The organism is Pseudonocardia sp. NPDC046786 (assembly GCF_040645415.1).
GTDB lineage: Bacteria > Actinomycetota > Actinomycetes > Mycobacteriales > Pseudonocardiaceae > Pseudonocardia > Pseudonocardia kongjuensis.
The window spans coordinates 20686-42495 of sequence record NZ_JBEYYF010000031.1 but is presented as its reverse complement, the minus strand read 5'-3'; the positions used below and the strand labels follow the sequence as shown (position 1 = coordinate 42495).

Annotated in this window: 19 protein-coding genes; 11 read left to right on the top strand and 8 right to left on the bottom strand. The window is 74.1% G+C overall.

Annotated features, from left to right (window positions below):
- Positions 1–83: 83 nt before the first annotated feature.
- Entirely contained in the window at positions 84–1649 is a 1566-nt protein-coding gene (locus ABZ881_RS27485; protein WP_358488589.1) for a hydantoinase/oxoprolinase family protein, read from the bottom strand.
- Positions 1633–2724: a DUF917 domain-containing protein gene (locus tag ABZ881_RS27480; protein ID WP_358488566.1), complete on the bottom strand. Its 1092-nt coding sequence runs from the start codon at positions 2722–2724 to the stop codon at positions 1633–1635. The genes ABZ881_RS27485 and ABZ881_RS27480 overlap by 17 nt, the downstream gene beginning before the upstream one ends.
- Positions 2725–2875: 151 nt before the next feature.
- On the opposite strand from ABZ881_RS27480, the gene ABZ881_RS27475 reads away from it, so the two are divergent.
- Entirely contained in the window at positions 2876–4378 is a 1503-nt protein-coding gene (locus tag ABZ881_RS27475; RefSeq protein WP_358488565.1) for a helix-turn-helix domain-containing protein, read from the top strand.
- 84 nt (positions 4379–4462) lie between these two features.
- Here ABZ881_RS27475 and ABZ881_RS27470 read toward each other — a convergent pair whose 3' ends face one another.
- Positions 4463–6490 (bottom strand): protein kinase, encoded by a 2028-nt coding sequence (locus ABZ881_RS27470; protein ID WP_358488564.1) that lies wholly within the window; start codon positions 6488–6490, stop codon positions 4463–4465.
- A gap of 138 nt (positions 6491–6628) precedes the next feature.
- Positions 6629–7135 carry a MarR family transcriptional regulator gene (locus ABZ881_RS27465; protein ID WP_358488563.1) on the bottom strand — a complete coding sequence of 169 codons (507 nt, stop codon included), beginning with the start codon at positions 7133–7135 and terminating at the stop codon, positions 6629–6631.
- A 219-nt stretch (positions 7136–7354) separates the two neighbouring features.
- Here ABZ881_RS27465 and ABZ881_RS27460 point away from each other — a divergent pair, with 219 nt between their 5' ends.
- Positions 7355–8185, top strand: coding sequence for a DUF427 domain-containing protein (locus tag ABZ881_RS27460; RefSeq protein WP_358488561.1), 831 nt, complete (start codon positions 7355–7357; stop codon positions 8183–8185).
- Positions 8186–8217: 32 nt separating this feature from the next.
- Here the strand turns inward: ABZ881_RS27460 and ABZ881_RS27455 are convergent, their stop codons facing one another.
- Positions 8218–8688: a MarR family transcriptional regulator gene (locus ABZ881_RS27455; protein WP_358488560.1), complete on the bottom strand. Its 471-nt coding sequence runs from the start codon at positions 8686–8688 to the stop codon at positions 8218–8220.
- Positions 8689–8773: 85 nt separating this feature from the next.
- Here ABZ881_RS27455 and ABZ881_RS27450 point away from each other — a divergent pair, with 85 nt between their 5' ends.
- A complete protein-coding gene (locus ABZ881_RS27450; RefSeq protein ID WP_358488558.1) occupies positions 8774–9868 on the top strand; it encodes a M20/M25/M40 family metallo-hydrolase in 1095 nt (364 codons plus the stop codon).
- Here the strand turns inward: ABZ881_RS27450 and coaA are convergent.
- Both coaA and ABZ881_RS27440 read right to left on the bottom strand, forming a co-directional pair.
- Positions 9840–10769, bottom strand: coding sequence for a type I pantothenate kinase (coaA, locus tag ABZ881_RS27445; RefSeq protein WP_358488588.1), 930 nt, complete (start codon positions 10767–10769; stop codon positions 9840–9842). The two genes, ABZ881_RS27450 and coaA, sit on opposite strands and share 29 nt — an antisense overlap.
- Before the next feature lie 53 nt (positions 10770–10822).
- On the bottom strand, positions 10823–11617 hold the full coding sequence (locus ABZ881_RS27440) for an SDR family NAD(P)-dependent oxidoreductase (RefSeq protein ID WP_358488557.1): 795 nt from the start codon (positions 11615–11617) through the stop codon (positions 10823–10825).
- Between the two features lie 134 nt (positions 11618–11751).
- Between ABZ881_RS27440 and ABZ881_RS27435 the strand changes: the two genes are divergently transcribed.
- From ABZ881_RS27435 to ABZ881_RS27425, 3 genes are read left to right on the top strand one after another with little or no spacing between them, the layout of a single operon-like run.
- Positions 11752–13068, top strand: a complete 1317-nt coding sequence (locus ABZ881_RS27435; RefSeq protein ID WP_358488556.1) for a hemolysin family protein — start codon at positions 11752–11754, stop codon at positions 13066–13068.
- Entirely contained in the window at positions 13065–14129 is a 1065-nt protein-coding gene (locus ABZ881_RS27430; protein ID WP_358488555.1) for a hemolysin family protein, read from the top strand. The genes ABZ881_RS27435 and ABZ881_RS27430 overlap by 4 nt, the downstream gene beginning before the upstream one ends.
- Before the next feature lie 55 nt (positions 14130–14184).
- Positions 14185–15066, top strand: a complete 882-nt coding sequence (locus tag ABZ881_RS27425; RefSeq protein WP_358488554.1) for a 3-methyladenine DNA glycosylase — start codon at positions 14185–14187, stop codon at positions 15064–15066.
- Between the two features lie 21 nt (positions 15067–15087).
- Here ABZ881_RS27425 and ABZ881_RS27420 read toward each other — a convergent pair whose 3' ends face one another.
- Complete coding sequence (locus ABZ881_RS27420; RefSeq protein WP_358488552.1) at positions 15088–16221, bottom strand: ROK family transcriptional regulator; 1134 nt, start codon at positions 16219–16221, stop codon at positions 15088–15090.
- Positions 16222–16313: 92 nt separating this feature from the next.
- On the opposite strand from ABZ881_RS27420, the gene ABZ881_RS27415 reads away from it, so the two are divergent.
- The 5 genes from ABZ881_RS27415 to ABZ881_RS27395 are packed head-to-tail and all read left to right on the top strand — an operon-like array spanning position 16314 to position 21808.
- Entirely contained in the window at positions 16314–17621 is a 1308-nt protein-coding gene (locus tag ABZ881_RS27415; RefSeq protein WP_344017733.1) for an extracellular solute-binding protein, read from the top strand.
- Positions 17621–18508: a sugar ABC transporter permease gene (locus ABZ881_RS27410; protein ID WP_344017735.1), complete on the top strand. Its 888-nt coding sequence runs from the start codon at positions 17621–17623 to the stop codon at positions 18506–18508. The genes ABZ881_RS27415 and ABZ881_RS27410 overlap by 1 nt, the downstream gene beginning before the upstream one ends.
- Entirely contained in the window at positions 18505–19386 is an 882-nt protein-coding gene (locus tag ABZ881_RS27405; protein WP_358488550.1) for a carbohydrate ABC transporter permease, read from the top strand. The genes ABZ881_RS27410 and ABZ881_RS27405 overlap by 4 nt, the downstream gene beginning before the upstream one ends.
- Positions 19383–20480 carry an ABC transporter ATP-binding protein gene (locus tag ABZ881_RS27400; RefSeq protein ID WP_344017737.1) on the top strand — a complete coding sequence of 366 codons (1098 nt, stop codon included), beginning with the start codon at positions 19383–19385 and terminating at the stop codon, positions 20478–20480. Before ABZ881_RS27405 ends, ABZ881_RS27400 begins: the two co-directional genes overlap by 4 nt.
- Positions 20477–21808 carry a glycogen debranching protein gene (locus ABZ881_RS27395; protein ID WP_358488549.1) on the top strand — a complete coding sequence of 444 codons (1332 nt, stop codon included), beginning with the start codon at positions 20477–20479 and terminating at the stop codon, positions 21806–21808. The genes ABZ881_RS27400 and ABZ881_RS27395 overlap by 4 nt, the downstream gene beginning before the upstream one ends.
- The last annotated feature ends 2 nt before the right edge of the window (positions 21809–21810 follow it).

Below are 21810 nucleotides of genomic sequence, written 5' to 3'. Positions count from 1 at the left end.
GGGCGGATACACCGAGCCCGCCAGGGAGCCGCGTGGGCGGGGCTCCCCCGGTCGGCTCCGTGGGGCCGGACGGATCGTGCCAGTCACATCCGGCCGAGCGGGCCCGCGGCTTTCACCCGGATCCGGACCACCGGCTCGGTCAGGTACGCCATCGGAACCTCCTCGACCTCGACGATCTCGACGGCAGCCGGGTCGGCTCCCGCACTGATCGCCTCGTCCCGGGCAGCGGCTCTGGCGAGATCGACGACCTCCTGGCGCTGCCGGCCCGCGAGCTTGAACACCTTGTCGACCTGGCCGGACACAGACGCGATGGCTGCTCCGATGGCGTTGGCCACGTCGTAGTCCGCAGGACGAACGATCCGCTCGACGCCCGGGATGGCGTCCGGGAGGATGACGCTACCGCCGCCGACGGCCACCAGCGGGACCGGCCCGCGCGCTGTCTTGATCTGGTCTGTCGCCACCGACACCAGCTCGTCCGCCTTGGCCAGGGCCGCGGCCAGCAGTTCCTCCTTGCCCGCCACCGCGGCCGGGTCGCCGAACGCAGCGCGCCCACCCGCAACGGCGGCGTCGGACAGGGTCGCGGTGGATCCCCCGAAGACGAGGGCCTCGTCCCGCAGCCGGTACCCGACGCTGTCCGGCCCGACGCCGACGTCCTGCGGGGTCCCGCTCACCCGGGTCCCACCGCCGACGGCGATCGCCACGAGATCCGGCATCCGGAAGTTCGTCCGGGCTCCGCCGATGTCAGTGGGTGTGGACGACTCGCGTGGAAAGCCGTTGAGCAACATGCCCACGTCGCTGGAGGTGCCGCCGACATCGACCACGACAGCGTCCGAGACGTCCGCGAGATAGCAGGCACCGCGCATGCTGTTCGCCGGGCCGCTGCCGATGGTGAGCACCGGGAACCGCAGGACGTAGTCCAGGCCCATCAACGTTCCGTCGTTCTGTGTCAGAAACGCGGCCGCGTCGATCCCGTTCTGCGCCAGCGCGGCGCTGAGGCCGTGGACCACCTTGTGGGCCACTCCCACCAAGGCGGCGTTGAGGATACAGGCGTTCTCCCGCTCCAACAGCCCGAGCGCGCCGATGCCCTGGGAGAGGCTGACCGGGATCTCGGTGCCGAGGACCTTCCGCACGATCTCCTCGGCCAGCCGCTCGTGCTCGCCCGAGACCGGTGAGAACACCGCCGAGATCGCGACAGCCTCCGCGGTGCCCTGGACCTTCTCCAGGAAGGCTGCGACCTCGTCGGGCTGAAAGGGCACCAGCGTCCCGCCGGTCACCTCCGATCCGCCGGGCACCACGGCCTCGCCGGCAGACACGGCCTGGCGCAGGTCGTTCGGCCAGTCGGAAAGCGGCGGGATGGACACCGTCGCGGGGGCACCGATCCTGATCACCGCGACCTTCAACAGGTCCCGGCGTTCCAGGATCGCGTTGGTGGCGTGCGTGGTACCCAGCATCACGTGGGTGATGCGCTCGACCGGCTGGTCGATCTGACCCAGCACTGCCTCCAGTGCGGCGGTGATGCCGCTGGTCAGATCCGACGTTGTCGGGGTCTTGTGTTTGGCGAGCAACCGATTCTCGGAATCGAGGACCACGGCATCGGTGTTGGTGCCGCCGACGTCGATGCCGACCCGCAGGTCAACCGACCCGGGCATGGCGGTCCTCCACAGGGACGTAGTCGAGGTCGTATCCGAAGGCGCGCGGCCCCACAGTGGCCAGGCCGCGCTCGCTTCGCCACTGGTCGGGCGCACGGAACACCCCGACCACGACGCGCTGGCCGTAGCGGATGTGCTCGGTGACGATCCCGTGCGCGGAGTGCCGGTCCAGCAGCGTGATGATGTCCGGCACCGTGGCCAGCGCCTCCCCGTCCTCCATCGCGACCAGGTTCTCGTTCTGGAACTCGATGCGCACGAGCCGACCCGCGTCTTCCTCGATGCCCTCGACGATGGCCGACCCCTGCACGAACCCCCCCGCGGTGCGCCGGTCGACGTCGATCACCTTGCCGGTGAGCAGCGGGTACAGCCCGACCTGGGCATCGAGCGCCCGGAATGGGTCGTCGATTGCGGTCCGGATGGTGCGGCCGATCGAGACTGCCTTGGACACGGTGCCGCGCAGCAACGGGGTCGCCGCGGTGCGGGCGTCCATCGGATACAGACCTGCGCACGCGCACCCGCCCAGCGCGGAGACGGCGGTGCGGGCAAGCCTCTCGAGCCACACGTTGTCCCGAGGCTCGAAGGTCAGCACCTGTGAGCGCTCGTCGACCACGACGGCAGGCCAGGAGGGGATGTCGTAGAGGTGCGGCGTGCACATCTGCAGCTCCGGGAACGCGCGCCCCATGAAGTCGCCGTCCACCAGGGGGAGCCGGGCATGCGCCGCCCAGGCCACGGGAAGCATGCCGTTGAGCCCGCCCATCTCCATCGGCATGAGCGCGACGATCGGGCGACCGAGCCGTGCCTCGAGCGCGGCGCGGATCACATCGCCCTCGTTGCCGTTGGGGATCTTCTCGACCATCACGGTCGGGGCGCCGATCATGCCCGCGGACACGAGCATGTCGTCGAGGCACAGCGAGGTCAGGTCGACCAGCTGCACCGGACCGGTGCGCCGGACGGCGTTGAGTGCCATGAGCAACCCGATCCGCGGATCGCCGCCACCACCGCCCGCCAGCACCGTGCAGCCGACTGACAGGTCCACCAGGTCCTGCTCGTCGAGCATCGGGACGTCGTTCGTCATACCGGAAACCTAAGCCGGGGTCTCCCCGGACTCCTATGGGCGTATCGACCAAGTTGGCGCTCAAGATGTGCAGAGTGACGAAGTGTGTCCGAACGGCGTCAGGCGTGTTTCCTGTGCACCTATTGCCAGGTGAGAGGGTCATACTGCGCCCGTGAGCACGATCGAGTCCGTGGTCGACCAGCTCGTTCGCCGGCACCCCGGCGGGGTCGAGATCCTCACCGGCCCCCCCGAACGTCCCGTGGGCGAGGTGCGTCTCGTGGACAACACCGGCCAGGTGGACATGGCACCGGCCGGCGCACTGGTCGTCCTCGACCGGGGGCTGGCCGAGCTGGCGGGGGACTACCGCTTTGACGTCGTAGTGCGACGGGCCGCGGCCCGCGAGGTCGCCGGCTTGGTCGTACTGCTACCGCCCGAGGCCAAGGTCTCGCTCACGGCCATGGCGCTGGCGCGGCGGGCCGACATCGCACTCGTCCGGCTCTCCCCGGACGTCGACCTGACCGAGGCGGTCGGCACACTGGTCCGGCAGGCGGCGGACCGCCTCAGCGTGACCGTGGATCGTGTCCGTGCGGTCTGCGACGCGATCGACGAGGGTTCCTTCGGCTCCGTTGACGAGCTGTTGGAGCGGGTCGGGTTGTTACTCGGACGGGCTGTCGGGCTCGGCATCCCGGTGGGAGATGCTCTGGCGGTGCCTGCCGGACCGGAGCGCCCCGATCGGCTGTGGACCGACCGCCCCGGTGACCCTGACGCGGACGCACTGCTGGAGATGGTTCTGTGGCGAGTCGCCGCCGAGACCACCCGGCTGGCTGCCGAGCGGTCCCGGGCCGAGCAGGTCAGCCGCCGTTCGACGGGTGAGGTGCTGGTCCAGCTCGTGGAGGCGGACCGCTCTCAGCGGGCAACGATCGCCCCGTCCGCACGTAGGCTCGGCATTCCGGTGGACGGTTGGCACGTGATCGTCCGGATCGAGCCGGACAATCTCCTGGAGGTGACCGGCGGCGATCTCGCCGCCTTCGAGCTGCGGGACGAGCTGGCCGGCCTGGCTCTGCAGACCGCGCGCAGCCTCCCGGGCACCTGGCACGTGGGGCACGACCCGGCGGTGCTCCTCCTGCTCTGGACCACGAGGACCGCCCCGGACCCCGAGGATCACGCCCGGCTGCGCCGTCAGCTCGACTTCGTGGTCAAGGCACTCTCCGGACGGGCAGCCGGGCTGCGGATCTTCTGTGGGGCAGGCACGGCGCGGCCCGGCATCGCCGGGCTCGCCAGCAGCGCCACCGAGGCCCGGCTCGCCGTGTCCTCGGCCCGGTTCCGGAGGCGCAGCAACGTACCGGTGCACTTCGACGCCGTCGGGATGCGGGCGACGCTCCTGGAATGGTACGGCTCGCCCACCGTACGGCAGTCCATCGACCGGCTGTTCGCGCCTATCGCCGATCTCTCGCCCGCCAAACGCCAGGCGATGATCGACACGGTGGGCACCTACCTGGACCTCCAGTGCTCGGCCGCCCGCACCGCGGAGGCCCTCCACCTGCACCGCAACGCGATCCGCTACCGAGTGCAACGGGCCTTCGAGGTGCTGGGAATCGACGAGGGCGACACCGACCAGCGGCTCTTCCTCCACCTCGCCTGTCGTGCACAAAGGCTCGTCGACGAGACCACGTGACCTCGTCCCAGTTCGAAGTCGGTCGCTCGGGCCCGATCGGTTGGATCAAGTTCCCGCACCGAGCCGGCCGTGTGTCCGGCCCTCTCAGCGCCGGTCGAACACCGCGGTGACCGGCCCGTCCGAGCGGTACCCCTGCCGCTGCAGCCACCCGTCCAGCTTCGACCGGACCGTGCTCAGCTCCGGCCGCCGGTGCGGCTCGGTCCGCAGCGCCTGCTTGAGCAGCGACAGGTGGGCGGTGCGGCTGGGCAGGTGGGTCAGCTTGGCGCCGGCGGCGGCCGCCCGGAGCCCGGCGACGGCGTCGCCGGACTCGCCGCGCGGCGGCTGCCCGCTCAGCGCGAACGACACCGCGGCCGCCAGCTGCCAGCCGTCCGACGACGGCGACGCCGGCTTCCCGGCGGCCGTCTCCGGGGCGAGGTAGTCGGGCGTGCCGAGCACGTACCCGGTCTGGGTCAGCGTCGAGTCGCCCTGCTTGCGGGCGATCCCGAAGTCGATCAGGTGCGGGTGCCCCTGCGGGTCGACGACGATGTTGCCGGGCTTGATGTCGCGGTGCAGCACCCCGGAGCGGTGCGCGGTGTCCAGCGCCCCGGCGATGCCGGTCCAGATGCGGGCGGCGGAGATGTCGTCGAGCGTGCCGCGCTCGCCGACCAGCTGGCCCAGCGACATCCCGTCCACGTACTGCATCACGATCACCAGCCCGTCCATCCCGCGCAGGCCGGGATCCGACGACGCGTGCAGCAGGTCGTAGATCTCGACGCAGCAGGGATGGCGCATCGACCCGAGGGCGGCCGCCTCGCGGCGGATCCGTTCCTCGGTCTCCGGATCGGCGGCGTGCGCCGACTTGACGGCCACGGTGTGCCCGAGCTTGGCGTCGTGGGCCAGCCAGACGCCGCCGAAGCCGCCCGCGCCGAGCCGCTTGAGCAGCCGGAACCGCGGCGCCCGGGGCGGTCCGCCGGGGACCGGCGCGACCAGGGTCGGCCGGCGGGGCGGGCCGGGCGGCGGCGGGTAGGGGCCGCCGGAGCGCGGACCGCGCAGCGGACCGGCCGCGGGATGCCCGGCGGGGCCGGACGGGGGATGCGCCGCCGGTGCGGACGGCGGCCGGCCGGCCGGGGGCGAGCCGGGGGCGAGCGCCCCGGGGGCCCGGCCGGACGGTGGACGCGCGCCGGTGGACGGTGCCCCGAAGCCGACGTAGGGCGCGGCCTGCTCCACCGACGGGGCGCCGGAGCGCGCCGGCACCTCGGCGGGGGCCTGCGGCTCCCGGCGGGAGAACCGCTCGGCCAGCCGCTCCGCGACGCTCGGCGTGGCGCTGACCTGCGGAGCCGCCGACGACCCGGGGCCCCGCCCGGCCCGCGACGAGCCGGTCGGCACGGGCCGCGACTCCGGCGGCGCGTCCCGGGCGGCCCGGATCCGGTCGATCTTGGCCCGGGACGGGGGCGGGAACATCGGGACGACCAGTACGCCGAGCAGGCTGCCGCCGAGGATGCCGACCCACAGGTGCTCGGCGGTCCCGGCCGGGACGGCCGCGGTCAGCACGATCAGCGAGAACAGCGGCAGCCAGAAGAACTTGGCGGGCCAGCGCGGGCCGCGGCGCAGCGCGGTGCGGGCCTGGACGGCGACCAGCATGACCGCCAGCAGCGGCACGATCCCGAGCAGCACGACGGCCGTCACCGAGGTGACGACGTCGCCACCGCCGATCGCACCGGCGACGCTGCCCCGGCCCAGGTAGCTGCTCTGGGTGCCGACGATCTCGCAGGTCGCCACCCGGATCGAGTCGGTGGCCGAGGCGGACAGCCCGGGCACCACCGGGTCACCCGCGGTGGCCCGGGCGAACACCCCGCCGGCCCCGACGAACACGGCGAGCGGGAGCAGGCCGGCCGCCAGCACGCCGATCCCGCCGATCAGCACCGACTCGGCGACGCCGTACCCGGACGACGAGCCGGAGCCGATCCGGCGGCGGATCAGCGCGACGGCCGCGGCCCCCGCGGTGGGCAGCAGGCCGGCCAGCACGCCGAGGGCGGTGACCGACCACGCCCAGTCGCCGGGACAGACGTCCGGGATGCCGAGACCCCGGATACTGTTCAGCACCCCGGCGACGAGCGCCACCAGCGCGTCCACGCCCGCACCTACCCCTCGTCACCGGTTCCGCCGACTCCGGACGGCGGACCGGCCGGACCCCCCACTATGGCATCACACGGGAGACGGACGGTCCGCGCACCGCGCGCAGCAGTACGACCGGTGGGAACGGCGGGCGGATCAGCGCAGGAACAGGTCGAGATCGGCGTTGAAGCGGTCGAGCAGCCCGGCCAGCGACTCCCGGTCGGAGTCCGGCCAGTGCGCGATCACGTCGCGCAGCGGTGCCAGGCGCGCGGCCCGGACCTGCTCGCGGGCGGCCATCCCAGCCGCGGTGAGCTCGACACTGACCGAGCGCGGGTCGCGCTCGTGCGGGGAGACCTCCACCAGGCCGGCCCGGGAGAGCCGGGACACCTGGCGGCTGGCGGTCGGCTTGCTGACGCCGAGCTTGCCGGTCAGGGCGGTGAGGGAGAGCGCGCCCTCGTCGTCGAGCAGCATCAGGACCGGGTAGGTGTAGCGGTCCACGGCCTCGTTGGAGCCGTAACCGTGTGCCCACACCGACTCCATGGTGCGCCGGACGAGCAGGGTGATCTGCTTCTCCAGCGACTGCAGCGAGTCCTCGGATCGGTTGGAGCGCTCGACGGCGTCGAGGTCGTCGCGCTCGGCCGTGGCGACACTGCCAACGGTCATGTCGTCGTCAATCGGGCCAATCGGACGTTCCGTCATGTTTCGAATGCTACACACGTTGCGGATCGCAATATTAGGGTTCGCAATCATGTAAGAGGATCGAAAGGTTCCTTGCAAGCGTTGGGCTGTTCGAGCTAATCGCGATACCTGCTCGGTTTTCTCGCGTGGCCTCGGCAGCGGACCTCTGGTTCGGTGAGGGGACCCCCGACGAGAGGACCGCCGATGGGCCTCACCCGATCCGACGGACCACTGTCGCCGCACGCGCCGGCGACGGTCAACTACGCCCTCGACGGTCCGGCGCACAAGCTGCTGATGCACCCGTTCCCGCGGCGGGTCCGGGCCGAGCTGGCCGGCCGGACCGTGCTCGACACCCGGCGCGGGTTCCTGCTGCACGAGTCGAACCTGCTGCCGGTGCTCTACGTCCCCGAGGCGGCCCTGGACGCGTCGGCGCTGGTGGCGAGCGCGCACACGACGCACTGCCCGTTCAAGGGCGACGCCGCCTACCGCTCACTGCGGGTGGGCGACCGGACCGTCCCCGACGCCGTCTGGCACTACCCGGAGCCGGTGCCTGCGGCGGACTGGCTGCGCGGGCTGGCCGCCCTCTACTGGAGCGCCGCCGACGCCTGGTACGACGAGGACGAGCAGGTCTTCGCCCACCTCACCGACCCGTACACCCGGGTCGACGTCCGGCCGACCGGGCGGCACGTCGTGGTCGCGCACGTCGCGGCCGACGGCCTCCGCACCGTGCTCGCCGAGTCGCACCGCCCGCTGGTGCTCTCCGAGACGGGCCTGCCCAACCGCTGGTACCTGCCACCGTCCGACATCACGGTGGGCCTCTCCCCCGCCGAGACCCGGACCCGGTGCCCGTACAAGGGCGAGGCCGCCTACGAGCACGCGGAGCTGCCGTCCGGCGTGCGGCTGGCGGACGCGTTCTGGCACTACCCGGACCCGCTGCCGGAGTCCGCCCGGATCGCCGGCCTGCGCTGCACCACCGGCGGCCGCCGGGACGACGGCTCGGAGATCACCGTGACGGTCGACGGCGAGCCGGCCTGATCCCGGTGCCGCCGGACGGCGGGCCCGGTGGGTCAGTCCTCGTCCGGCACGAGCAGCGCCTCCAGCGCGGGCAGCGCGGCGGCCAGCGCCGCGCGCTGCGCGGAGTCGAGCCGGTCGAGCCGCCGCGCGATCAGCGCGGTGCGGTGGCTGCGGACCTCCTGCAGGCAGGCCCGGCCGGTGCCGGCGATGCTGACCAGCACCCCCCGCGCGTCGCCCGGATCGGCGGCCCGCTCCACCATGCCCTGCTCGTCGAGCGCGGACAGCACCCGGGACATGGTCGGCGCCGTGACGCCCTCGCGCCGGGCCAGCTCGGAGAGCCGCAGCGGCCCGTGCTGCTCCACGGTGACCAGGGTGGACAGCTGCAGCGGCGGCAGCGTCTCGCTGCCGTCGATCCTGATCCGCCGGTTGAGCCGCCCGACCACCAGCCGCAACCGGGCAGCGAGCTCGTCGTCCCGGGTCTCCACGCTGCCGGTCACGGTCCCGCCGCCGGAGTCAGCTCCCATCCGGACATCCTGCCAGCCGGACACGGAGCGACGGCACCGGCCTCGCCACGTGTCACAGTCGATGAACGGAACGAGAGGAGAGAGCGTGCACGATCCCGTCGATCTCGCCGGACGGCTGGTCGCCCTGGACACCCGCGGCGGAGGTGAGCGGGTCGCCGCCGACCTGCTCGCCGATCTCCTCGACGACGGCGGCTTCGCGGTGCGGGTGACCGAGCCCGAACCGGGCCGGGCGAACCTGGTGGCCCGCCGCGGCGCCGGCCCGCCGACCACGCTGACCGGGCACCTGGACACCGTCCCGGCCGATCCCGCCGGCTGGTCGTTCGATCCGCACGCCGGCGACGTCGTCGACGGGCGGCTGCGCGGGCGCGGGTCCACCGACATGAAGGGCGGCGTCGCCGCGATCACCGTCGCCGCGCTGCGCAGCGGGCCGGACGCCGGGCTGCAACTGGTGTTCACCTTCGGCGAGGAGACCGGTGGCGACGGCGCGCGCACCCTCACCGATCTCGAGCCGTCGCCGCTGCTGCTGGTCGCCGAACCGACGTCGAACCGGGTGCTGCACGGCCACAAGGGCGTGCTGTGGTTGCGGCTGAGCGCCGCCGGGGTCTCCGCACACGGCTCGCGCCCCGAGCTGGGCCGCAACGCGCTCGTCGCGCTGGCCCGCGCCGCGACCCGGCTGCACGACCACGACGGCTGGCCGGTCAGCCCCACGCACGGCCCGGCCACCTGCAACCCGGGTGTGCTGCGGTCGGGTACCCAGCCGAACCTGGTGCCCGATCACGCCGAGCTGGAGCTGGACCTGCGGCTGGTCCCCGGGTTCGACGCCGACGCCGCCCGCGCCGTCGTCGCCGGGCTCGCCGGGGACACCGGGGGCGCCGGGCACCTCCGGACCGACACGATGATCGACCTGCCGGCGATCGGCACCGACCCGGCCGATCCGCGCGCCGCGCCGGCCGCCCGGGAGCTGGGCCACCGCGGCGGCGCCGCGGAGTTCGCGACCTACTTCACCGACGCCTCGGTGCTGGCGCGGCGGCTCGGCACCGGCGGCCGGGACTGCGCGGTGCTGGTCTGCGGCCCCGGCGACCCGGAGCTGGCGCACGTCACCGACGAGACCTGCTCGGCCGCGAACATCGCCGCCTGCACCGACGCGCTGGTCAGAGCTTGCGCAGCCGCACCCGGGTGACGTTGTGGTCGGGCCCCTTGGTCAGCACCAGGCTGGCCCTCGACCGGGTCGGGAGGATGTTCTGCTCCAGGTTCGGCGCGTTGATCGACGCCCAGATCGTCTCCGCGCGGGCCACCGCGGCGTCGTGGTCCAGCTCGGCGTAGCGCCGGAAGTAGGACTGCGGGTCCCGGAACGCGGTCCCCCGCAGCCGCAGGAACCGCTCCACGTACCAGCGCCGGACATCCGCGGTGGCGGCGTCGACGTAGACCGAGAAGTCGATGAAGTCCGACACCGTCAGCGCACCCGCCACCGCGGGCTGCAGCACGTTCAGCCCCTCGATGATCAGGATGTCCGGGCTGCGGACGACCAGCTGGGCGTCCGGCACGATGTCGTAGACCAGGTGCGAGTACACCGGCGCCGTCACCTCGGGCCGGCCGCCCTTGATCTCCGAGACGAACCGCAGCAGCTTGCGGCGGTCGTAGGACTCCGGGAAGCCCTTGCGTTCCATCAGGCCGCGCCGCTCCAGCTCGGCGTTCGGGTAGAGGAATCCGTCGGTGGTGACCAGCTCGACGTTCGGGTGCTCCGGCGAGCGGGCCAGCAGCAGCTGCAGCAGCCGAGCGGTGGTCGACTTGCCGACCGAGACCGAGCCGGCGATGCCGATCACGAACGGCGTGCGGGCGCTGGCCGCGCCGAGGAACCGGCGGTAGGCGCGGTAGAGCCGGCCGCCCTCCTCGACGTGCAGGTTCAGCAGCCGCGACAGCGGCAGGTAGACCTCGCGGACCTCGTCGAGATCGACGAAGTCGCCGAAGCTGCGCAGCCGGTCGAGCTCCTCGGCGGACAGCGGGACCCGGGTCGACGACGCCAGCTGCGCCCACGAGCGCCGGTCGAAGTCGACGAACGGCGACGCGCTGCCCTTCGCCAGGCCGGACGGCCGGCGGCCGCGGTACTGCGGGGCCGGGTCCGACGGCACGGCCGTCACTGGGTCACCGAGGTCAGGGCGTACTCGACGACCTGCGCCGGGCTGGACAGGATGTGCACCACCGCGTCGGCGACGACGGCCGGGTCCAGCCCGACCGCGGCCAGCCGCTCGGCGTAGCGGTCCCGCAGCGGCCCGTCCGGCCAGTCGTCGACGATCCCGGTGCGCACGAACCCGGGCGAGACCGTGGTGACCCGCACGCCGCGCGGGGCCAGCTCCATCCGCAGGCCCTCGGACACCGCGTGCACCGCGTGCTTGGACGCCGCGTAGACGGCGCCCGCGGCGGTCGGCACCCGGCGCGCGGACATCGACGAGATCGACACCACCGCCGGATCGGTGCCCGTCACCAGGTACGGCGCGGCGGACCGGGTGAGCACCAGCAGCGCCACCACGTTCAGGTCGAACATCCGCCGCCAGTCCTGCGGGGACGCCATCGGCTGCTCCCCCGCCGCCGGGGCGACCTCGCCGGCGTGGAACACCCCGGCCGCGTTCACCAGCGCGTCCAGCCCGCCCAGCGCGGCGGCCGCCGTACCGACCGCGGCCGGCACGGCGTCGTCGTCGGTGAGATCGACCGGCACTGCGACCGCACCGGGCAGCTCGTCGGCCAGCGCGCCGAGCCGGTCGGCCCGGCGGGCCAGCAGCCCGACCCGGGCACCCCGGGCGGCGAGCGCCCGCGCGGTCGCCTCGCCGATCCCGGCCGACGCGCCGCTCACCAGCACGCGGCGACCGGCCAGGGGCGACCCGCCGGGATCGGGTCCCGGTGTCGCGGACGGGGGCGTCGTCGCCGTGGTCATGGCTGACCAACCTAGCCCCCGACCGGTTCCCGTACGGCGTGACATCACTCGCAGCTCCCGCCGCGCGCCGTCCGCGGCCGCTCCGTATCGTCGTGCACCGTTGCAGCCCGCACCCGCCGTCCGGAGTGTCCCCGGTGACCGTCCTGCTCTCGTTGCTCGGCCTGCTCGCCGTGCCGGTGCTCACGCTGGGGACCGCGGTGTCCGTCGCGTCCGAGTTCTCGCTGACCGCGTTGGAGCGCAGCCGGATCGAGTCCGCCGTCGCCCGGCTCGGCGACCGCCGCACCCGGGCCGTCCGGCGCGCCCACGCGACCCTGTCCTTCCAGCTCTCCGGCTGCCAGCTCGGCATCACCGCGACCACCCTGGCCACCGGCTACGTCGCCGAGCCGGCGATCGCCGGCCTGATCCGCCCGGTGCTGGAGGCGATCGGGCTGCCCGGCGGCTGGGCGTCCGGCTCGGCGACCGCGCTGTCGCTGGTGGTGGCCACCGTGCTGTCGATGGTGTTCGGCGAGCTGGTCCCCAAGAACCTGGCGATCGCGCACCCGCTGGAGGTCGCCCGGGCGGTGGTCTGGCTGCAGGCCGGGTTCGCGTCGGTGTTCCGGCCGCTGATCACCGGGCTCAACACGGCGGCGAACGCGATCGTGCGGCGGCTCGGCGTGGAACCCGCCGAGGAGCTGCGCTCGGCCCGCTCACCCGACGAGCTGAGCTCGCTGGTCCGAGCGAGTGCCGCCAGCGGCAGCCTCGATCCGGCCACCGCCGCGCTGCTGGACCGGTCGCTGCGGTTCACCGACCGCACCGCGGGCGACCTGATGACGCCGCGGCCCCGGGTGGAGACGATCGACGCCGACGGCACGGTGTCCGACCTGGTCGCGCTCGCCCGGCGCTCCGGGTTCTCCCGGTTCCCGGTGGTCGACGGCGACCCGGACGTCCCGCTCGGCCTGGTGCACGTCAAGCAGGCGTGCTCGGTGCCGGCCGCCGAACGGGCGTCCACCCGGGCGCGCGAGCTGGCCCGGCCGGTGGAGACGGTGCCGTCGTCGCTGGACGGGGACCTGCTGATGACCCGGTTGCGCGCGGCCGGCCTGCAGACCGCGGTGGTCGTCGACGAGTACGGCGGCACCGCCGGGCTGGTCACCATGGAGGACCTGGTGGAGGAGATCGTCGGTGACGTCCGCGACGAGCACGACCGCGCCGAGCAGGTCCGGGTCCGCAGGCTCGCCGACGGCTGGGTGCTGTCCGGGCTCATGCGGCCCGACGAGGTGCTCGCCGCGACCGGCTTCCGGATGCCGGCGGGCGGCTACGAGACCCTGGCCGGGCTGGTGCTCGCCGAGCTCGGCCGGATCCCGGACGCCGGCGACGACCTGGTGCTCGACGGCTGGCGGCTGACCGTGCTGCGCCGCACCCGGAACCGGGTCGCCGAGATCCGCCTCGTCCGCGAGCCGGTGCAGCCGTCGTGAGCACCGGGGACCTGCTGGCGCTGCTCGCGGCGATCGCGCTGCTCGGGGCGAACGCGTTCTTCGTCGCCGCCGAGTTCGCCCTGATCTCCGCCCGGAAGGACCGGCTGGAGGCGATGGCCGAGGCCGGCTCGGCGGGCGCCCGCACGGTGCTCGACTCCGCGCACGACCTGTCCCGGATGCTGGCCGCGTCCCAGCTGGGCATCACGATCGCGTCGCTGCTGCTCGGGCGGCTCGGTGAACCGGCGGTGGCGCACCTGATCGACGGCCCGCTGGCCGTGCTCGGGGTGCCCGCCGCGCTCGCGTACCCGATCGCGTTCGGGATCTCGCTGCTGCTCGTGGTGGTCGCGCACATGCTGCTCGGCGAGATGGTGCCCAAGAACATCGCCATCGCCGGGCCGGAGCGGGCGGCGATCGTGCTGGTCCCGGCGTTCCTGGTGTGGACGGCGCTGGCGCGGCCGTTCGTCGAGCTGTTCAACCGGATGGCGAACGGGACGCTGCGGCTGGCCGGGGTGACCCCGAAGGACGAGCTGGAGACCGCGTTCACCTCCGGCGAGCTGTCCGAGATGATCGACGACGCACGCCGCGAGGGCCTGCTCGACGACGACGAGTCCGCCCGGATCGGCCGCACGCTCGCCTCCGCCGAGTCGACCGTCGCCGACGTCGACGGGCTGGTCGTCGGCCTGGACGACCTGGTCTGCCTGGACGGCTCGCCCACCGTCGGGGCGCTCACCGCGGCCGTCGGGCGCACCGGGTTCTCCCGGTTCCCGGTCCGCAACGCGCACGGCAGGCTGACCGGCTATCTGCACGTCAAGGACGTGCTGGATCTCGCCGACGCGGACGCCGCCACCATCCCGCCGCAGCGGGTGCGCGCGCTGCCGCCGGTGCCGGTCGGGGCCCGGCTGGACGAGGCGCTCACGATCATGCGCGAGGCCAGGGCGCACCTGGCGCGGGCCGTCGACGACCGGGACCGCACGGTCGGCGTGGTCACCCTGGAGGACGTCACCGAGGCGTTCGTCGGGACCGTCCGGGACGCCACGCACGCCCCGGACGCCCCGCCCTGAACACCGCCCCGCCCTGAGCACCGGCCGGACCATCGGGGCCCGTACCGTCGGCACCGTGGCGGAGCCGACCGAGGTGCTGGACGGGCCCGGATGGCGGGCCCGCGCCGAGGCGCACCGGCGGCGGGTCGCCGCCTGGACCGGACCGCACCGGGAGCGCCGCCGGCGCGGCGAGCCGCATCCGGTGTGGGACTTCCTGTTCACCTACTACTCGCACCGGCCGGCGCAGCTGGAACGCTGGGACCCGGGCCCCGGGGTGCTGCTCACCGGGGACGGCGCGGACGGCTTCCTGGGCCGGCCCGGCTACCGGCGCACCGGCGACGGGGTGCTGCTCGATCCGGCCGCGCTGCCGCAGCGGCTGCGCGGCACCGCGGCGTTCGTGCACCGGCTGCTCACCGCGACCCGGTCCCGGGAGCCGCGGCTGGCCTGCTTCGGCCTGCACGAGTGGGCGATGGTCTACCGCACCGAGCGGCCGCGGCACGGGTCGGTGCCGCTGCGGCTGGGCGCGGCCGGCACCGACGCCGTCGTGGAGTCGCAGCGGATCAGCTGCTCGCACTTCGACGCCCACCGGTTCTTCACCGAGGCCGCCGCCCCGCGCAACACGCTGACCCCGACCCGGGAGACCCAGGCCGAGCTGGAGCAGCCGGGCTGCCTGCACGCCACGATGGACCTCTACAAGTGGGCCTACAAGCTGGCCCCGGCGGTCCCGTCCGAGCTGGTCGCGGACTGCTTCGAGCTGGCCGCGGACGTCCGCGAGCTGGACATGCGGGCCAGCCCCTACGATCTCGCCGCGCACGGGTTCACCCCGGTGCGGATCGAGACCGCCGAGGGCCGGGCCGGGTACGCCAGGGCGCAGGCCGGGTTCGCCGAGCGGGCCGCCCCGCTGCGGGACCGGCTGATCGACCTGGCGGCAGCCCTGCCGGAGCCGGCCGGCCGCTGAGTCGCCCGGGACCGGTCCGGCTCAGCCGGCGACCAGCCGGTCGACCGCCTCCGGCGCGAACACCGTGCGGGCGACCAGCCGTGCCAGCCCGAGCGGGATGGCCCGCGGGCCCAGCGTGCTCGCCTCCACGACCGGCCGGGCGCGCTCGCTGACCGCGTCCAGGATCCGGGTGCGCACCCCGTCGACGACCGCGGGCAGCTCGCCCAGCACCCCGCCGAGCACCACCCGGTGCGGGTTGACCGTGGTCACCGTGGTGGCGAGCGCGGCGCCCAGCACGTCCGCGGCGGCGGCCAGCTCCGCGCCCACCCGCGGCCGCCCCGACCCGGCGACCAGGTCGTCGAGGGTGCGGTAGCCGTCGCCGCCGAGCCTGCCGAGCAGCGCCCGGCCCGACGAGTAGGCGGCGAGGCAGCCGTGCCGCCCGCACCGGCAGACCGGTTCGGGGGCCGGGCCGCCGACCCGCACGTGCCCGATGTCGCCCGCGATGCCCGCGGCGCCGCGCATCACGTCGCCCCCGACGACGATGCCGCAGCCGATGCCGGTCGCCACCTTCACCGCGACCAGCGTCTCGTCGTCGGACCGGCTCTCCCCGACGGCGGCGGCCCGGGCGTCGTTCTCCACCACCACCGGCAGCCCCCACCGGCGGCCGACGGTCGCCACCACGACGCCGGGCGCCCACCCGGGCAGCGGGGTCACCGGCAGCACCATCCCGGTCGCCGGATCGACCGCCGCCGGGATACCGATCCCCACGCCGGCCGGCCGCTCCCCCGGGCCGCCGCCGGCCAGCAGCGCGTCCGCCGCGTCGAGCGCGGGCCCGAGCACCGCGTCCGGGCCGTCGGTGAGCCGGCACCGCAGCTCGGCGAAGCGCAGCTCGGTCCCGGCGAGGTCGGTCACGCTGACCCGGACGTGGGTCTGCCCGATGTCCACGGTCAGCACGACCCGGCCGCGGTCGTCGAACCGGATCCGGCGGGCCCGCCGGCCGCCGGTCGCGCCGAGGCTCTCCCCCTCGTAGACCAGCCCGTTCCTGGTGAGCGCGTCGAGCCGGGTCACCAGGGTGCCGCGGGACATCCCGGTCTCCTCGAGCAGCTGCGCCCTGGACAGCCCGCCGCGCTCGCGGACCAGCGCCACCAGTGCGCCGTGGCTCGCCACCACCGTCATCCGTCCCCCGTCCGGTTGACATCCCCCACTTCTGTCCGTTCAATGTACCGAAGTTTTCCGTCCACTGATTGAACAAAAGATCGGGGTCAACGATGACGCCAGTCGCGGTGTCCCGCCGCGCGTTGCTGGGGGCCGCACTCGGCATCCCGCTGCTGTCGGCGTGCGCGGGCTTCGACACGAGCGGCGCCGCCGGTGCCGGATCGGTCGGGTTCCTCTCCACCCAGTTCACGCCGGTCGAGGAACGCCGGCGCTACGAGCAGGCACTGCGCGAGCACCTGCGCGTCGACGTCGCCTACAACCCGGTCGAGGCCGGGGTGTTCGCCACCACCATCCGCAGTCAGGTCGAGTCCGGCCGGGTCGGCACCGGCCTGGTCGGCGGGCTGCACGGCCACCTGGCACCGGTCGCCGACCAGCTCGACGACGTCGACGACCTGCTGGCCGACCTGACCGCCGCCGGATACTCCGACGAGGTGCTGGACCTGGCCCGGCTGGGCGGCGCAACGGCGAAGTACGTGCCCTGGATGCAGGCGACCTACGTGGTGGCCGTGCACCGGCGGGCGCTGGACCACCTGCCGCCCGGGGTGGACGTGCAGCATCTCGACTACGACGGCTACCTGCGCTGGGCGCAGGCCGCGGCCGCCGCCGAGGGACGGCCGGTGTTCGGCATCCCGGCCGGCCCGAACGGGCTGCACCACCGGTTCCACCAGGGCTACCTGCTGCCCAGCTTCACCGGCGGGCAGATCACCACCTTCACCACGCCGGACGCCGAGAGCGCCTGGGAGTACCTGCGCGAGCTGTGGGCGGTGACCGCGCCCGCGTCGACCAACTACGACTTCATGCAGGAGCCGCTCGCCCGCGGCGAGGTGCTGGTCGCCTGGGACCACGTCGCCCGGCTGGTCGGCGCGGTCGACCAGCGCCCCGACGAGTGGCTGATGGTGCCGGCCCCGCGCGGGCCGAAGGGGCTCGGCTACATGCTCATCGTCGCCGGTGTCGGGCTGCCCCGCGGGGGCGCCGAGCGGGAGCTCGCCGAGCAGGCGATCCGTGGCCTGTCCGATCCCGCCCTGCAGGTGGAGACGCTGCGGCAGAACGCGTTCTTCCCGGTCGTGCGCACCGAGCTGCCGACCGACCTGCCGGCCGGGATCGCCCTGGAGTCGGCAGCGGTGCGCGCCCAGCAGGAGGCCGACGACGCGATCCTGGCGCTCCCGCCGGTCGGGCTCGACTCCCGGGACGCCGAGGTCAGCCAGGTGTTCGCCAACTGCTTCACCCGGATCTGCCTGAACCGGGAGCCGGTCCGGGCGGTGCTCGGCTCGGAGGCCCGGACGCTGTCCGCGATCCTCGGCGAGCTGCGCGTGCCGTGCTGGGCCCCCGATCCGGTCGCCGACGTCTGCGAGGTGGGCTGATGAGCGCCACGATCACCCGGGAGACCCCGCCGCACACCGGCGGCCCACCGGTCCGGCCGCGCGCCGTGCCGTCGGTGGTCTGGCTGGTCGGGCCGTCGGTGGTGTTCATGGCCGCCCTGTTCGGCTGGCCGGTCGTGCAGGGCGTGCTGCAGGCGTTCACCGGCGCCGACGGCGGCCTCACCGGCGAGCACGTCGCCCGGATGGTCGCCGACCCGTACTTCTGGCCCGCCGTGCGCAACACGCTGCTGTTGATCGTGGTGCTGATCCCGGTGCAGTTCGCGTTCGCCGTGACGATGGCGCTGCTGCTGCGGGCCCGGCCACGGTTCGCCGGCGCCTACTTCTACCTGTGGGTCATCCCGCTCGCCGTCTCCGACCTGGCCGCCGGCCTGGTCTGGCTGGCGGTGTTCACCGACCGCGGCTACCTCAACTCGGCGCTCGCCACGATCGGCCTGGAACCGGTCGCCTGGCTGGCCTTCGACAATCCGGTCTCGCTGTTCGTCTGCGTGCTGGTCGCCGAGCTGTGGCGGGCCACCTCGCTGGTGCTGGTCATCGTGGTCGCCGGCCTGCAGGGCATCCCGAAGGACTACGAGGAGGCCGCCGCCGTGTTCGGCGCGGGCCCCTGGGAGCGGCTGCGCCGGGTCGTCCTGCCGCTGCTGCGGCCGAGCCTGCAGGTCGCGCTGATCCTGCGCACCATCCTGGCGTTCCAGACCTTCGCCGTGGCCCAGGCACTGACCGGGCAGAACTTCCCGCTGCTGGTCGGCGAGACCTACCGCTGGTACACGGGCCTGCAGAACCCGAACGTCGCCGCGGCGCTCGCCCTGGTCGTGCTCGTCATCTCGATGCTCACCTCGCTCGTCTACCTGCGCGCCCTGCGGGAGTCCCGATGACCCTCCAGCCCCTTCAGCCCGTTCAGCCCCGGCCCGCACAGCCCGCCCCGCCCGACCCGGCCCCGCTGCGCGCCCGGCGCCGGGCCCGGATCGCGCTGCAGGCCGCCTGCCTCGCGATCACCGCGTTCATGGCGGTGCCGCTCTACCTGATCGCGCTCGCCGCGCTGTCCAGCCGGGAGTCGCTCAACCGGTTCCCGCTGTCGTTCCTGCCGACCGACCTGTCGGTGCAGACGCTGGGGACCTTCCTGACCTCGACCGGCGTGCTCGCGTCGTTCGGCAACTCGATGATCGTCGGCCTCGGGACGCTGCTGCTGTCCTCGCTGGTCGGGGTGCCCGCCGCGTACGCACTGGCCCGGGTCGCCTTCCGCGGCAAGGAGCCCTACCAGCTGTTCCTGCTGTTCACCAGGGCGCTGCCGATCGTGGTGCTGTCGGTCCCGCTGGCCCGGCTGTTCCTCACCGCCGGGGTGTACGACACGACGTACGCGGTGATCCTGCTGCACTCCGCGATCGCGCTGCCCACCACGATCCTGATCGTCGCCAGCGTGTTCGTCGCCGTACCGGTCGACGTCGAGGAGGCGGCCCGGGTGTTCGGCGCCACCCCGCTGCAGGCGTTCCGCACGGTCGTCGCGCCGATGGCGCTGCCCGGCATCGCCGCCGCGTCGATCTTCACCTTCGTCATGAGCTGGAACGAGGTCCTGGGCGCCTCGATCCTCACCCTGAACCACCGGACGCTGCCCGCGCAGGTGCTCACCTCGCTCGCCGACTCGCCGCTGGCCTATCGGTTCGCCGGCGGCTTCGCCCTCGTCCTGCCCGCCCTGATCTTCATCGCGGTGATGCGCCGCTACCTGACCAACATGTGGGGGTCGACGATCCGATGAGCTCCGTCTCCATCAGGAACGTGCACAAGACGTACCCGGGCGGCACCGACCGGGCCACCGACGACGTCTCGCTGGACATCGCCGACGGCGAGTTCCTCGTCCTGCTCGGGCCGTCCGGCTGCGGGAAGACCACCCTGCTGCGGATGCTCGCCGGCCTCGAGCTGCCCGACGGCGGCTCGATCGCGATCGGCGGCCGCGACGTCACCTACCTGCCCGCGCACCGCCGGAACCTGTCGATGGTGTTCCAGTCCTACGCGGTGTTCCCGCACCGCTCGGTGCGCGACAACATCGCGTTCGGGCTGACCACCCGCCGCGCCGGCCGGGCCGAGATCGACCGGCAGGTGGCCTGGGCGGCCGAGCTGCTGCAGCTCACCCCCTACCTGGACCGCAAGCCGGCCCAGCTGTCCGGCGGGCAGCGCCAGCGGGTCGCGGTCGCCAGGGCGATCGTGGTCGACGCCGACGTGCTGCTGATGGACGAGCCGCTGTCGAACCTGGACGCGCTGCTGCGCATGGAGTTCCGGACCGAGCTGAAGAAGATCGTCCAGGACCTCGGCGTCACCACCGTGTACGTCACCCACGACCAGGGCGAGGCGCTGTCGCTGGGCGACCGGGTGGCCGTCATGCGCTCCGGCCGGATCGTGCAGCTCGGCGATCCGCTGGCCGTCTACGACACCCCGTCCGAGAAGTTCGTCGGCGGCTTCCTCGGCTCCCCGCCGATGAACTTCCTGGCCGCGACGCTCACCCCGGACGGCGACCGGATCGACGTCGCCGGGACGGACCTGCCCGCCCCCGCCGCGCTGCGCGGCAGCGCCGGGCGGGACGTGCTGCTCGGTGTCCGGGCCGAGAACATCGAGATCGCCGGGACCGGCGGGGACGCGCCCGCCGGCACCCTGCCCGCCCGGCTGGAGGTGCGCGAGCCGACCGGCTCGGCGGTGCTGCTCACCGTCAGCGCGGGCGACCGGGAGCTGAAGGTGAGCGCACCGGCGTCGTTCCGGGCCGATCCCGGCGACGTCGTCCACCTGCGCCTGCCACCGCACACCCTGCGCCTCTACGACGCCGCGACCCACCAGCTGATGGAGAACCGACCCTCGTGAGCACCACCGCCGCCGTCGATCCCGGGACGCTCCGGTCCGCCGCCGTCGAGGTCCTGCGCCGCAACGACCTGGGCACGATGACGACCGCCGCCCCCGACCTCTACCCGCACCAGTGGAGCTGGGACTCCGCGTTCGTCGCGATCGGGCTGGCCCGGATCGACGTGCCGCGCGCCGCGACCGAGCTCCGGTCGCTGCTCGCCGCCCAGTGGAGCACCGGGATGGTCCCGCACATCGTCTTCTCGCCGTCGTCGACCGACTACTTCCCCGGGCCGGACCGGTGGGGCACCGACGAGGTCGCCGCCCGCCCGGCCGGCTACCGCACGTCCGGCATCTGCCAGCCGCCGGTGCACGCGATCGCGTTGCGGCACATCCTCGACCGCGGCCGGGAGAACGGCGGCGCGGACGCCGCCGAGGCGGAACGGCTGGTCGCCGGCTCGCTGGACGGCTGGCTCGCCTGGCACCGCTGGCTGGCCTCCGCGCGGGACCCGGACGGCGTCGGGCTGGTGGAGATCCACCACAGCTGGGAGTCCGGGTTCGACAACTCGCCGCGCTGGGACGGCCCCTACGCCCGGATCACGCCCGGCCCGCTGCCGCCCTACCGGCGCCGCGACGTGCTGCACGTCGGTTCGGCCGGGGAGCGCCCCACCGACACCGAGTACGACCGCTACCTGTGGCTGGTCGAGCAGATGCGCTCGGTCGGCTACGACGACGCCGCGACCGGCTCGACGGTCGACTTCCGGGTGCGCGACGTGTTCTTCTCCGCGGTGCTCGCCGCCGCGGCCGGGACACTCGCCCGCATCTGCGACGAGTTCGGCAGGCCGGACGACGCCGCCGAGCAGCGCCGCACCGCCGCCCGGTTCCGGGCGGGCGTCGCCGGCACGGTGGACCCGGCGACCGGGCTGGCCCGCGACTTCGACGTCCGGGCGGGCGAGTGGATCGGCGCCGAGACGATCGCCGGGTTCGCCCCGCTGGTCGCCGGCGGCGAGCCCGGCCTGCTCGCCGCCCAGCGTGCACTGCTGCGCTCGGCACGCTGGGCGGGGCATCCCGGGCTCCGGTTCCCGCTGCCGCCCTCGACGTCGCCGGAGAGCCCGGACTTCCGGGCCCGCACCTACTGGCGGGGCCCGGTGTGGCCGTTCCTGGTGCTGCTGCTCGGCTGGGCCGCCCGCCGCGACGGCGACGACGCCCTGCACGCCGACCTGCGAGCGGCGGCGCTGGCCCAGCTCACCGACCTGACGTTCGCCGAGTACTACGAGCCCTTCACCGGTGAGGCGCTGGGCAGCCACGCCCAGGCGTGGACGGCGGCCGCCGCGCTGGAGTGGCTGGCCTGACC